Source organism: Bradyrhizobium sp. S3.3.6 (assembly GCF_040546905.1).
In the GTDB taxonomy this organism is placed as follows: Bacteria; Pseudomonadota; Alphaproteobacteria; order Rhizobiales; family Xanthobacteraceae; genus Bradyrhizobium; species Bradyrhizobium cytisi.
Window position 1 is genome coordinate 236036 of the sequence record NZ_JBEPOT010000001.1, and the last position, 11934, is coordinate 247969.

Here is an 11934-nt window from a genome sequence, read left to right on the forward strand (position 1 = left end):
CCGGAACAAAAAAGCGAAAACAACCCCATGCACAGTAGCCGAGGCGCGCGAAAACAATCAATTGCGCTTTATCCGGAATCAAATTTGACACGTCGGGCAAAACAGGTGCAAGATGACATCATGGGCGCTCGTGATGGACAGACCCTTGCCGGGCTATTACAGCCATCTCACCGGCAAATTCTGCAAGCCCCGGAACGCCCAGCCGCCGATCCGCACCGGCTCGTCATCTGCGATCTCGATGCGTTTGGCACGCGCGAACAATGTCGGCAGCGCGACGTCGGCGATCATGGCGCGCGAGGCCCAGGCGCCGGCGCAGAAATGCGGACCGGCACCGAAGGCGACGCTCTTGGACGTATCACGCCGCACGTCGAACTGATCGGCGCGCTCAAAATGCTTCTCGTCGCGGTTGGCCGAGCCGAACATCAGGAACACGCGCTCATCAAGCTCGAACGCGACGTCGCGGATCGACCACGGCTTGGCGATGCGCCGCGGCGACATGCCGATCGGCGAGATCCAGCGCGCGTATTCCTCGAAGGCCTCGAGCCAGGTCACCTCGCCCTTGCGCACGAGATCGAGCTGATCGGGATGCGTCAGCAGCGCCCACACCGTGCCGGCGATCGCCTTGCGCGGCTCGTTCTGGCCGCCTGAGATCGCGAGCTTGACGTTTGCGCGCACGCTCTCCATCGGCATGCCAGATGCGAGCAGCACGCCGAGAATGCTCTGATCGGGATTCTTCGTCATGAGCGGCAGGATGTCGTCGATCGCGGCATCGATGCCCGACGTCGCCGCGTGACAGCGCGCCTCGATCGCGCCATCGCCGCCGTAATTGGCGATGCCCTCGATCATGCCCTGCGACCACGCATCCATGTCGGCGAAGCCGATATTGGTGAGGCCGGTGATCGACTTCAGGCACTCGCCGGAAAACGGCAGCGCGAAGTCGCGCATGAAATCGATCCGGCCGCCGTGCGCGATCGCGTCGATGATGCGATCGGCATGGGCCTGGAACAGCGCGGTCCAGTGCGCCTTCACCGTCCTCGGGGAGATCGTCGGAAACATCGCGCGGCGCTCGACCTGATGCGCCTCGCCGTCCTTGCGCATCATGTTGTGGCCCATCAGCCGGTTCATCAGGCCCGCGGGCTGGTGCGAGGAGAACACGTCGATCTGCTTCTCCGAGATCGAGATGTCGTCGCGGCAGGTCAGCAGCGTCGAGCCGAGCTGCGGCACGAAAGCGATCGGCGCCTCCTTGCGCAGTCTTGCAAGCATTGGATAGGGGTCGGCCCAGAATGCGGCCAGGTCGATGTCGATACGCGGCGCGGTGCTCAAGGCGGTCTTCCCTGGATTCTCGTGTGATCCGGGCCAGACTAGCCAACTCAGGCGCCGACGTCTGTCCCTAGCGATAGGGACAGACAATATTGGGAGATGTCTCAGGACATAGCCCGCACTAGGGCTGCAGTCTTGATGGTCGCGAAGTTCGAGTAGGTGTCGGACACGGCATAAGGCAAAATGATCTGATCATTGTGCCGCATCGCCCCGCAGGTATAAACCACGTTAGGAACGTAGCCTTCGCGTTCCGACGGCTCGGGATGCAGCAGCGGTTCGACCGAACGCGCCAGGACCTTGGATGGATCGTTCTTGTCGAGCAGGGCAGCGCCGATCGAATATTTTCGCACTGGACCGACGCCGTGCGTGAGCAACAGCCAGCCCTCATCGAGTTCGATCGGTGAACCGCAGTTTCCGATCTGCACGAACTCCCAGGGAAATTGCGGCTTCAGGATCGCCTGACCGCCGTCCCATTGGTGCAGATCGTCCGAATAGATCAGATAGAGGTTCTCATTGTCCTGACGCGCGATCATGGCGTACTTGCCGTCGATCTTGCGCGGGAACAACGCCATCCCCTTATTGCGTGCGGCGGTCCCGCGCAGCGGCGACATTCGAAATGACAGGAAGTCGCAGGTCTCGATCAGCTCCGATCGAATCGCCTTGCCGCTGTAGGCGGTATAAGTGGCGTAATAGGTCTTGCGGCCGCCATCGCAGAATTCAACGAAGCGGGCGTCTTCGATGCCGTTCGACTGGGACTCCGTAACCGGAAAGATGACGCGCTCACTGAGTTCCTCGTCCGGATTGAACGTCAGTTCGATGTCGTCGCCGTCTGGTTTGGGTATGCGAAGCTTGACCCGAGGGCTGGAAGCAAGGCGGGCTGTTGGATCGACGGTCAGACTGCCATCGGCAGCGATCGTGCCGGCGCGAAAGGTCAGTGACGATATATGGCCTTCGCCGACGGCACGGAGGCTGAGAATAAAGCGCAAGCCGCCCCTCGGAGCGTCCGACTGGTCGGGATGCGGCACGATGCTGGGATTGAACAGTGCCGAGGCTTCGAACGAGTATTCGTTCAGAAAATAGGCTCCGATCAATTGGCGCTGGACGCTGGAAAAAGGCCCGTGCGCTGCCAGCGCTTGTTCCATGACGTCGGTACGCGCCTCGAACGTCTCCAGCAGGTTACGATGCCGGCCCTGAAAATTTTCCAGCACATCCGCTAATAGGCTGGCCGCAATCTTCGGGTCAAGCGCAAGAACCCGTTCGACGATGTGGTTGGCGCGGGTCTTATCGGTCGGGTTGAGATCGCGCGGTTCGGTCGCCGGCTTGAACGGGCGTACGATCACGCGCGCGGTGTCGGGACGCAGATAGAGCGCCTGCCGATTCAGGAAAGTGGCGTGCGACAAGATGTCCTCGGTTCGCTGGAGGGAAAAATGTAATCAGGCGCTGATGGCGCGAAAGGCCACGGGGGGTGTTTCGCTGACGTTGACGCGCGCAAGCTGACGAATATCGGCAAGACCGAGCAGATAGGACACGACTGACTCACCGCCGCGGTTTTCGTTGGCGCGGTCGGGATGCAATCCATCCCGGCAACTGCCGGTCTCGGCATCGACGAGCACGATCGATAGATCGTTGCGGCCGAGAAACCAGGCGAAAACGCTGGTTGCGATCGCTTTCCATTCGGCGTCGCCGTCTGCCCGCCAAGCGGTCAGGCAGGCGGCGATCGTCGCCGTGGCTTCCACCGGCTGCTGGTCGAATGAGCGAGGCGGTTGGCGCAGTTCGCCGAAGCCGGCGGTGCCGATGGGGCGGAAATGCCCGGTCGAAGCCGTTTGTTGTTTCATCAGCCAACGCAGGGATCGCATTCCGGCATCGAGGTAGTCAGGCGTTTGCGTGGCCATGCCTGTCAGCATCAAGGCCTGCGGTAAGCGCGCATTGTCATACGCCAGACCCTCCTCGAACCACGTCCAGTCCGGCGTTTCGACCGACGCGAGGCTCGACATCAACCTGTCGGCGAGGAAATGCCGCATTTCCAGGGCGCGCGCGTCATCGGGAACGACGGCGCAATAACCGTCCAGACCCAGCAGGGTGAAGGCCAATGCACGCGGCGAAGCAAAGGCCTCAACAGTCGGCAACGCCTTGGCAAACAAGGCTTCAGCCCATCGACGTCGCGACGGGCTTGCATCCTTCCGTGCGCACTCACCCAGCGCCCACAATGTTCGTCCATGGCTGTCTTCGGAGCCACGGTCTTCCAGCCAGGTTCGATTGAAGCCCATGAAGTTGCGAAAGCGTCTGGTGTCGGGATTCCACGCATGCTGCACGAATGCGGCAAAGCGGGCAGTCAAAACCTCAGGCAGACGTTTTTCGCCGGGATTGTTGAGGGCGCAGGCGAGCAGCAAGGCGCGCGCATTGTCGTCCACGCAATAGCCGTGTGCGCGATCAGGTACCGAATGCACCGCATGCTGGAACAGGCCGGTGTCGTCGCACATCGAAAGAAAGTGATCCAACTGCATGTCCGACGCCGCAGGGCTGTGCGCGATCGCAACCGGTCCGGTGCGCGCGATCACCTTGAGCCAGTCGCCCTGCCGCGCGTCTTCGAATACGGCAATATAGCGCTCGGCCGTGCGAGCCCATGTCATCGATCGGCTGACGGCGTAGGCGCGCTCGCGCATCGCCTGACGACGAGGGGTATCGGTGAGCAATCGCGCAATTTCCTTGCCGGTCGCGGCAGAGTTGCCGAAGGGAACGATGACCCCACGACCGTCATCCAGCAGCTCCAACGCGTGCCAATAAGGCGTCGAAACCACCGGCTTCCCGAGACCGAAGCTGTAGGCCAGCGTGCCCGACGTCATCTGCGCTTCGTTGAGATAAGGCGTGACGTAGACGTCGCACATCGAAATGAATTCGAGCAGCGTGGCCTGATCGACGAACTGGTCGAGGAATACGACGTGGTTCTCACCCCCAAGCTCGCGCACGCGCTTCATCAGGCTTTCGCGATAGGCCTCACCCTGGTCGCGCACCAGATTGGGATGCGTCGCGCCGAGTACGACATAGACCGCGTCCGCGCGGCGCTCCAGGATCGAGGGCATGGCGTCGATCATGACCTCGATGCCCTTGCTGGGGGAGAGCAGGCCGAAAGTCAGAATGACTGAGCGGTTGCTGAATCCAAGTTTGGCCTTGGCAGCATCGGGCTCGACAAAGGGAAAGTCGGGAATGCCGTGCGCAATGACCTCGACCTTGTCGTCCGGCACGCGATAGACGCTACGCAGCATCTCGCGCCCCTTGTTGGCCATCACAATGATTTTCGAAGATGCCTCGACGATACGCTCCATCACCGCGCGCTGGGCGGTGGTCGGCTTGGCGAGCACCGTGTGTAGTGTCGTGATAACCGGCATGCTGAGGCGTGAAAGCAGCTCGAGAATGTGAGCGCCGGCTTCCCCGCCGAAGATTCCGAATTCGTGTTGCAGGCAGACGACGTCGTAGCGACCGGCATTCAGGAAGGCTGCGGCACGCACATATTCTCCAATGACGTCATCCTTGATCTGGAATGCGACCGAACCGGGATAGTCGTAGGCCTGTGCGTGGTCGTTCATGGCGATAATACTGGTCTCCAGGTCCGGCCTTGAATTCGAAATCGCGCGTTCAAGGTCGGTCGTGAAGGTGGCGATACCGCAGCGGCGAGGCAGTGAATTGCCGATCAGGGCGACGCGGCGAAGCGGCATCATGCGAGGCCTGCAAATTGCGGAACGGGGATCGCAGCTGGATTGGCAGGCTTGCCCGGTTGCTTGCTTAAACTCTGCAACAGGGAATCGATCGGGCGACTTGCAGGATACGCAATCAGCGCGCTCAATCCGTTATTGCCAACCTCTATGCTGGTGCAGCCGCCACCGATGAAGATGGCATGTCCGATAGCTGCCGCGGTTAAGCCGATTGCCGCATGGCCGTCGAGGGTGAGAATCCAGGTTTCCGGTTCTGCAAGCAGCGCCCAGCTTGACCCCTCGAGCAGTTCAAGCCGCTCGAGAACGAAATGCTTGCTCGCGACCAGTACCGTTCGGTTTACGGTCAAGGGCGTCGGATTGCCTGGCGTTGGAAGGGGCCATGGGTGGGCGACGGCGACCCCATTGTCTTCATGCAATTCGCGCTGCCGGCCGTAGTCGAATAGCCGAAATGTGGCGTCGCTGTGCTGCTGAATTTCAGCGAGCACGATGCCGGCGCCGACGGCGTGGATGGTACCGGCCGGGATGTAGATGACGTCGCCTTTGGCAACCGATCGCCAGTGAATGAGTTCGGCGATCGAACCGTTCTGGATCGACGCGCGCAATTGTTGTGGAGTTATCTGGTGCTTTAATCCAACGCCGATCTGCGCGTCGGGCTGGGCCGCGAGGATATACCATGCCTCGCTCTTGCCGTTCGGCATCCCCATCGCACGTGCGTAAGTGTCGTCGGGATGAACCTGGATCGACAATGGTTCGCTGGTGAACAGTAGCTTGAGGAGCAACGCCGGGGTGGGCGCATCCTTGTTGGCCCGCTCGAACCACAACTCTCCGACGGCACTACCAGACCCGTCGACGCTGCTCCACGGTTGCAGATCGCGAACCCCCCACGGTTTGTGGACGACCCGCACGGCGGCTTGTTCGGTAGGCATGAGATGTCCTGACCGGGGTGACGCGCACGTCAAGGCGACGTGCCGTTGGCCGTTGTCGACCGTAAGATTTGGCGTGGCTAACTGTCGCGTGTCCGGACAGGCGCTTGAAGCGGGCCGGATGCTGAGTTCGTTAGGTGGCTACTCCCCGACTTGATTACAACGGTCGCGTTCTGCTTTACTCTCCTTCTCAGCAACCAATTGCGCTTCTGAGTCGTATTTGGTCTAGCTTAGCTGTTCGGGCGTCAGACTTCGGTCCGAGGGCCGGTCCACACGGAGAGCCCATCCCATTCGGCCGCCACACCTAGAGCATGGTGGGCGGAGACTGTTGACGAATCTGAAATTGGGAGGATCGACCATCGCGCGGATCACTCAGCGCCTTTACCCCCCAAATAGCTAGGAAATTCCTCGGAACTGAGCAGCCTTTACGGCTGCACCGCAACGTCACAGGTCTCGCAATTGAAGTTGGGGCCAAATTCGGTATGCACGGCCTTTCGATCGGCCTGAGCCAACCGCAATCGAATTTCGTCGCCTGGACGGCTGGCAAGGTTGCTTGCTTCGCGATGCCCCTTGCCAGACTCGGTGCTGTTCGGAGTGTCGCCATCATTGCATATACGCTGTGACACGAATCCTCCGCGTGGCCAGGTCTCCAGTTCCTACGCTCCAGATCTGCCGCTGATTGACCCATGCATACTCTTTGGAGGCGGTGGTGAGCCGGATGTTTGCAAAGATATCGACCACCGGCTCGCCGTTTCGCAGTGCCGCCTGGCCATCGCCCGACAACGCAATCCGATGCCCATCGTCGGTGTCGACAATAACGTGCAGGTCCAGGTCGATGCGCCCATCAGCGCGCATTCGCAAATAGTCGACGCCATGCTGGCGCCCCGAAAGGCGGCCCTGACAGGGTCCATCGATATGAAGGTCGAAGCGTGCTCCTTGCAGTGGGACCGCTTGCTTGCCGGCAAGGATATCGTCCATGCTTACGCCGTAGTCCGTTACGCCCGTGAGGGCGAGATCGCATTCGTATATCTTCTCGCCTCTCATTCCAGGATCTTGAGCCATTGTAGTTCTCCTAGTTGTTCGGCTGGGTTGCCGACATCCAGTCGAACCGGCGGCCGCCAAGGCGACATGTTCGGGACAAATTAATTCGCAGCCTTGCTTGCCGGCGCAGTTGGCGCTCTCAAGTCGGCTCGTGACAGGCGAAACCACATTGGCGGATGACTTCGAAGCAGGCCCAACGGCAGGCTTGTGGTATTGGGCTTCAGCTTGTGAGCCGAAGAGGGACATGATACTGTTGTTGTTCGGGCCTTCGACAACCGCCCGATCAGCTTCCGAGCCAAGGTTGTTTCGCTCCATTACGGAGGTGAAACATGGCTTGCAGCAGCACCACCCGCGGCTCACCCGATACATCCCGCCCAAGTCTGCCCGCGTTTCCAGATCTTCGATGGTCCTGGCAACTCCCCCTCGCGCTCTTGACCGGAATAGCACTGGGGTTGGAGCGACGCCGTCAATACAGGGAACTTCTCGAACTGGACGACCGATTGCTCGCCGACATGGGCCTATCGAGGACGGACGTTGAAGAAGTACGAAGGTGCTCCTTGTATGTGGACGCCTGGCGCGACAGCCGATGAGTCTCCAATATCCTTCCTGGTCCAGGCGGCGCGCGAGAGGCCGCCTGCGGACGGCGCGTCAACCCGATCGCCTGGGTCGAGATAACTTGATCTTGCTGGCGGTCGCTCCTCGTTGTCGAACTTCCGCCTCGGGCCGGAAGCGCAATGACTTCCGTCCGCGATCGGTCTGAACGCGTCAGCCCGGGTGCGCTGAGCCATTTTCACGCGAGGCGCTCCGCCCTAAACGAAAATCGGCTGATCACAGTGCCGGCCGGATCGCAGACCTCGAAATGCCAGTCGAGGTCTGGCCTCATGCCGCCAAACTTGATGTCGCGGATCATGTCGCACGCGGTCACGGCGGCTTCGTCCCAAAGTGCGCTTGCATCATTGCCGTCAAGGGGAACCGACCATTCCTCCTCGATCCCGTTGGCCCAAATCCGGAGCCGGTAGGACGTCGTTGCGGGCTGGGAGTCGTGCATCGGCGCCACCATGAACCCGGCGGGAGCACGATCCTCTCTCAGTCACCGGTCGAAGCCGCGGACGGGACGGTGATGAGGGAGACTATCTTATGTCGGATACCGGACACAACGGCAGGCGTTCGGTTCCCCGGGATGATGCAGTTCCAAGGTCCTTCAGCACGTCGTCGCGTCAAACCGCGCTGGTCTTGAACTCCAGCAGGTAGATATCTGCGCCGGCAGCATCCTTGACCTTCATGGACCACTGATCTCCGGGCAGGAGCTTGCCATCGAGATCGCGGAGCAGCTCTCCACATGCGGTCGTTGCTTCCACCCAGGCAGCGTCGCGGTCGGGCAGCTCCAGCCCGTCGTTCTGGATTTCCATGTTTCGACCATCGGCGACGACAAAGAAGAATCTCGGCATCTTTCCCTCGTGAGTCCGGTTCCGAACATTAAATGTTGCGTTTGCCCTAGTAATGCATCGGAATCGGGCGCCTAGTTAAACCGCGCTCGTGGAATTCAGCTCCTGGTATAAGTCGGAAACCGTACCGACGAAATGCCGGTTTGTAGCCTACCTAGAAATTCCCGTGGAGGCGTCAACTCGGAACGCTACGTCAATCCCCGCGGAAGACGGCCCAGACCGACCGGGCGGGATACACTATGCCGACCGCACCACTCGCCAACTCCCTGCTGGCCAGTCTGCCGCGGGCCGAATTTGAGCAACTTCGGCCCCAAATGACGGTGCTATCCCTTGCGCAAGGCAAGGTGCTCGCCGAGGTCGGCGACGAAATCGACCAGGTCTACTTTCCCTTCGGCGGCATGATCTCGCTCCTCACGATCATGAGAAATGGCAAGGCCGTCGAGACGGCGACGATCGGCAAGGACGGAGCGTTTGGCGCTTCTGCGACGTTCGGCCTGCACAAGTCGCAGGTTCGGGCGATCATTCAAATCTCGACGACCGCAGCCGTCATTCCCGCCGCGTCCATGAGACGGCACGGCGAGACCAGCAAAGCGCTTCAGCTGATGTGCCTGCGGTCCAACGAGAACCTGCTTGCCCAGGCCCGCGTGACAGCCGCCTGCAATGCCCTGCATTTGATTGAAGAGCGATTTTGCAGATGGCTGTTGCAGACCAGCTCGGTGACGCAAAACATGACCATTCACCTCACCCAGGAATTCCTGTCTGAAATGCTCGGCGTCCGCCGCACGTCGGTCACCGAGGTCGCGCAAAAGCTTCAAGAGGCCGGGCTCATCAACTACTCGCGCGGCGTCATCAACATCCTCGACCTCAATGCCTTGAAAGCACGGTCCTGCGAGTGCTTTGAAACGCTTCGCGAGCAGAATGTGATCTAGAGCCGTTTCTGCTCCGATAGAATGGCTCCAGGTTTTTGCCTTGACACGCTCTCTCTTCGCGAACCGGCATCAGCTTCGCGCGAAAATGCTTTAATCGAACAGCCTGTTGATCGAGACCTGTGCCTCGAACTCACGCGCCTTTTCCAAAAGCGCCTGCGCCTCCGTTCCTCGAAGAAGCTTTGCTTTGGCACGGCATTCTTCCGCAGTTTTCCTGAGGCGCTCATCGAGCGAAAGCGTCTGCTTGAATCGTCTTCGCTTTGCGGTCATCGGCAAGCTCTTTTATGGAGGTGATTTTAGTCCCGCCACGTGGCTGCTCAAGTCGGATTTTTCTGACCCAAATGTCGGATTCCGGACGGACGGGCTTCTTGCGCCTTGTTAACTTTTTCGTTTTCGGCGAGATGCTTTTCCTTTTGGTGAGATGCGATGTCTGTACCGACAGTGCGTTCATTGATCGCTATCGAACGGCCGCGTTGCCGGAGATGCCAGACGCGGATGGGGCTGCTGAGCGCATCTCCAAAACCCGACAATTGCGAAAAGCGCATCTTTGAATGCCCGAAGTGCCGTTTCATCGAGACCAAGGTGATCGCCGATCCCCTGACCTCAAACGACATCAGGCGTCTGACCAGCCACCTTCAGCCTCCATCGTGACATCCGGGTCGATCGGGGGAGTCACGCCGTGACCGATAAGAGAGATTCCCGAAAGTGCAACAACATCGTCCTCATCGGCGCCGGCGCCGGAGCTCTCTCGATGTCGGTTGCCGACCACGTCGACGAAGCGGAGGCGCTGGACCTCGCAAAGCGGATCGCGGATCAGACGGGCCGCACGGTGTCAGTCCGGGACGCCCGAGGAGCGGTTCTTGGGAAAATTCCGGGATCTAAAAGGAACTAGGAGAATTGGCTTCGGCGCCGGACCATTCATTCTCCTCGCCGCACTCACGTATCCCCTCAATTCAGGCGACCGGGCCCCGTGAGCAGGCCCAGCACGATCGAAAACTATTCGTTCTGCGCGGAAATGCCGAGCCGCTCATAGGCGCGCTTGCGATAGGTCTGGGTCGAATGCAGGCTGATGCCGAGCGCTTGCGAAATCGCCTCCGAGCTGAAACCGAGCAGGATGTGCCGGCCCACCTCCTGCTCGCGTGGCTTCAACGCGGAAAGTGGCGCGCACGTCGCAAACAACGCGGCGAGGTTCTGGCCGGGCGTTGCCGTCGCGGCCTTTACGACAAATCGTGAGACGCCCTTTCGCCCTTCGCGATTGCCGGTTTCCGAATACCATGGTACAATCTGCAGTTGTCGGGACGGCATTTCCGTCCCGCATTTGGGGAGATGTCTTATGAAATTGTCATCAGGCTTCGCCGTGCCGTCAGCCGTCGTTATTTTGTCAACTCTCTTGCTGTGCAGCACAAACGGTACGGCAATGTCGCAAACCACAACAGGCTCCGACTCCTCGCTTCCCGCCGTCTCGGTCGAAGCGCCGAAGCAGATGGCAAGACCAACGGTTACGTCGCCGCGGAGGTCAACGACAGCGACAGCCCACCGGACATCCGGCTCGTCAACCGCTCAAACGCCAGCGTTCGCGCCGAATACGGCATTGGGGCGGCTTGCCAGGCTGGAGAGATCCGCCAGCACTTGCAACGGTGGTTGCGAAACAAGTTACAGGGTCGGCAACGCGCCCTGGGTTGGATGTAGTATAAGTGGGGATCGCGATATCAGCAATTTCTCGCCGACGTGCCGAGACACGCTGACCTACAACACCTACGCGCAGTGCGTCGACACCAAAACCTTCCTGGGCTCGACCTCCAGAGAGGCTCGGTGGCTTTGCAGCAGCCTGCTAGCCGGAGGCAAGTTGGCCGGCGAAAATCAAGTCGCCGAAATCAAGGGCCGCCGCTAGTCCACGCCGGCCCGTCGGCTGCGCCCGAGACACAGGATCGCATGGCTCGAGGGATTTCGAGCCATGCGGAGGCGGCTTGACGCTATTTCCCCAGAGCTGCGGCGACTTCGCCAACCAGATTCTCTGCCAGCGTGTGATAGCCCTCTGGCGTGAGATGTTGCCCGTCAGGCTGACGCGGCAGTCCGTGCAGCATCCCATTCGGGAGCATGACAACCTTGATTCCCATCGCGCTTAGCCGACTTTGGATGGCAGGGGTATTGTCGGCGGCTAGCTTCCTCCGGTCGTTACCGCCGGGCTGAAGGATCACAACGCTCGTTCCTTTCGGGACCACGCGATCCAGTCGGGCCAACATGCCTCCCGTGGTGTCACCGTTGACGCCGGCATTGATGACACGGACGTTAAGACCCTTCGAACGGAGAAGCGTTTCAAGCTGTGCGGGATAGGCTTGGCTACGCGACACACCCTTACCGAAGGTGTTGCTGGCTCCGAGGGCCACAACGGTTGCAGCGTGAGCGGCGCCAAGCGCGGAGAGCACCCCGAATGCACCAAGAATAATGATCTGGCCAAGCTTTGCTGCCACTCTCGCGTCCCCCGACAGGCATGAATTCCCGCCGCATGCTTATCACCAACTGCTCATTATGAGAACGCGGACGTCGGCTCGGGGCCAAAATGCGACCG

General features: G+C 60.4%; 13 protein-coding genes and 1 pseudogene. 3 read left to right on the forward strand and 11 right to left on the reverse strand.

Features of this window, described 5'->3' with window-relative positions:
• Positions 1-156: 156 nt before the first annotated feature.
• From ABID59_RS01120 to ABID59_RS01140, 5 genes are all read right to left on the reverse strand, one after another.
• Positions 157-1323, reverse strand: a complete 1167-nt coding sequence (locus tag ABID59_RS01120) for a cytochrome P450 (RefSeq protein WP_354082181.1) — start codon at positions 1321-1323, stop codon at positions 157-159.
• A 101-nt stretch (positions 1324-1424) separates the two neighbouring features.
• Entirely contained in the window at positions 1425-2720 is a 1296-nt protein-coding gene (locus ABID59_RS01125; RefSeq protein WP_354082182.1) for a glycoside hydrolase family 130 protein, read from the reverse strand.
• A gap of 33 nt (positions 2721-2753) precedes the next feature.
• Entirely contained in the window at positions 2754-5036 is a 2283-nt protein-coding gene (locus ABID59_RS01130) for a glycosyltransferase family 4 protein (RefSeq protein ID WP_354082183.1), read from the reverse strand.
• The gene (locus tag ABID59_RS01135; protein WP_354082184.1) at positions 5033-5956 is read right to left on the reverse strand and encodes a class I mannose-6-phosphate isomerase; all 924 of its coding nucleotides are present in this window, start codon (positions 5954-5956) and stop codon (positions 5033-5035) included. Before ABID59_RS01135 ends, ABID59_RS01130 begins: the two co-directional genes overlap by 4 nt.
• A gap of 600 nt (positions 5957-6556) precedes the next feature.
• Positions 6557-7015 carry a DUF3237 family protein gene (locus tag ABID59_RS01140; RefSeq protein WP_354082185.1) on the reverse strand — a complete coding sequence of 153 codons (459 nt, stop codon included), beginning with the start codon at positions 7013-7015 and terminating at the stop codon, positions 6557-6559.
• A gap of 308 nt (positions 7016-7323) precedes the next feature.
• Between ABID59_RS01140 and ABID59_RS01145 the strand changes: the two genes are divergently transcribed.
• Complete coding sequence (locus tag ABID59_RS01145) at positions 7324-7584, forward strand: YjiS-like domain-containing protein (protein ID WP_354082186.1); 261 nt, start codon at positions 7324-7326, stop codon at positions 7582-7584.
• A 200-nt stretch (positions 7585-7784) separates the two neighbouring features.
• Here ABID59_RS01145 and ABID59_RS01150 read toward each other — a convergent pair whose 3' ends face one another.
• The gene (locus ABID59_RS01150) at positions 7785-8042 is read right to left on the reverse strand and encodes a DUF6894 family protein (protein WP_354082187.1); all 258 of its coding nucleotides are present in this window, start codon (positions 8040-8042) and stop codon (positions 7785-7787) included.
• A gap of 169 nt (positions 8043-8211) precedes the next feature.
• Positions 8212-8442 (reverse strand): DUF6894 family protein, encoded by a 231-nt coding sequence (locus ABID59_RS01155; protein ID WP_354032243.1) that lies wholly within the window; start codon positions 8440-8442, stop codon positions 8212-8214.
• A gap of 311 nt (positions 8443-8753) precedes the next feature.
• On the opposite strand from ABID59_RS01155, the gene ABID59_RS01160 reads away from it, so the two are divergent.
• Entirely contained in the window at positions 8754-9368 is a 615-nt protein-coding gene (locus tag ABID59_RS01160) for a Crp/Fnr family transcriptional regulator (protein ID WP_354082188.1), read from the forward strand.
• A 90-nt stretch (positions 9369-9458) separates the two neighbouring features.
• Here ABID59_RS01160 and ABID59_RS01165 read toward each other — a convergent pair whose 3' ends face one another.
• The 3 genes and pseudogenes from ABID59_RS01165 to ABID59_RS01175 form a co-directional block, all read right to left on the reverse strand.
• Positions 9459-9635: a hypothetical protein gene (locus tag ABID59_RS01165; protein WP_354032245.1), complete on the reverse strand. Its 177-nt coding sequence runs from the start codon at positions 9633-9635 to the stop codon at positions 9459-9461.
• Between the two features lie 47 nt (positions 9636-9682).
• Positions 9683-9979, reverse strand: a complete 297-nt coding sequence (locus ABID59_RS01170) for a hypothetical protein (RefSeq protein ID WP_354082189.1) — start codon at positions 9977-9979, stop codon at positions 9683-9685.
• Positions 9980-10361: 382 nt separating this feature from the next.
• Positions 10362-10571: pseudogene (locus tag ABID59_RS01175) on the reverse strand (LuxR C-terminal-related transcriptional regulator); the annotation flags it as partial.
• A 120-nt stretch (positions 10572-10691) separates the two neighbouring features.
• On the opposite strand from ABID59_RS01175, the gene ABID59_RS01180 reads away from it, so the two are divergent.
• The gene (locus ABID59_RS01180; RefSeq protein ID WP_354082190.1) at positions 10692-11054 is read left to right on the forward strand and encodes a hypothetical protein; all 363 of its coding nucleotides are present in this window, start codon (positions 10692-10694) and stop codon (positions 11052-11054) included.
• A 284-nt stretch (positions 11055-11338) separates the two neighbouring features.
• Here the strand turns inward: ABID59_RS01180 and ABID59_RS01185 are convergent, their stop codons facing one another.
• The gene (locus ABID59_RS01185) at positions 11339-11836 is read right to left on the reverse strand and encodes a GDSL-type esterase/lipase family protein (protein ID WP_354082191.1); all 498 of its coding nucleotides are present in this window, start codon (positions 11834-11836) and stop codon (positions 11339-11341) included.
• Positions 11837-11934: the final 98 nt, after the last annotated feature.